General features: G+C 69.8%; 1 protein-coding gene. It reads left to right on the top strand.

Going from position 1 to position 685, the window contains the following annotated elements:
• A partial coding sequence (locus JF781_RS28075) for a PLP-dependent cysteine synthase family protein (protein WP_225341371.1) occupies positions 1 to 685 on the top strand: 685 nt, incomplete at both ends.

Genomic DNA, 685 nt, shown 5'->3' with positions numbered 1-685 from the left:
GGCCCGCGGCGAACTCACACCCGGGGCCCGCATCGTGGATTCCACCAGCGGCAGCCTCGGATTGGGCCTGGCGCTGGCCGGGCAAGCCTACGGGCATCCGGTCACCGTGGTCACCGACACCGGCATGGAACCGATCGTGCGCCACATGCTGGCCGCCTACGGCGCCGATGTCGAGCTGGTCACCGAGCCGCACCCGGTGGGGGGCTGGCAACAGGCCCGCAAAGACCGCGTCGCCCAAGTCCTGGCCGCCGAGCCGGGGGCTTGGTGCCCCGACCAATACAGCAACCCCGACAACATCACCGGCTACCGATCGTTGGCGTTGGAGCTGCTTGATCAGCTCGGCAACGTCGACGTGCTGGTCTGCTCGGTAGGCACCGGGGGACACTCCGCCGGCGTGGCGCGGGTGCTGCGCCGATTCAACCCCGACATGAAACTGATCGGGGTCGACACCATCGGCTCGACCATTTTCGGCCAACCGGCCACCACCCGGCTCATGCGCGGACTGGGCTCCAGCATCCACCCGGCCAACATCGACTACCCCGCCTTCAACGAGGTGCACTGGGTGGCCCCACACGAAGCCGTCTGGGCGGCACGCACTTTGGCGGCCAGCCAGTTCGCCAGCGGCGGCTGGAGCGTCGGCGCCGTCACGCTGGTCGCCGGCTGGGCCGCGCGCACCTACCCCAAA

The organism is Mycobacterium sp. WUMAC-067, from assembly GCF_020217485.1.
In the GTDB taxonomy this organism is placed as follows: domain Bacteria; phylum Actinomycetota; class Actinomycetes; order Mycobacteriales; family Mycobacteriaceae; genus Mycobacterium.
The sequence above is the reverse complement of the archived record's forward strand: the minus strand, read 5'-3'. Positions and strand labels throughout refer to the sequence as shown.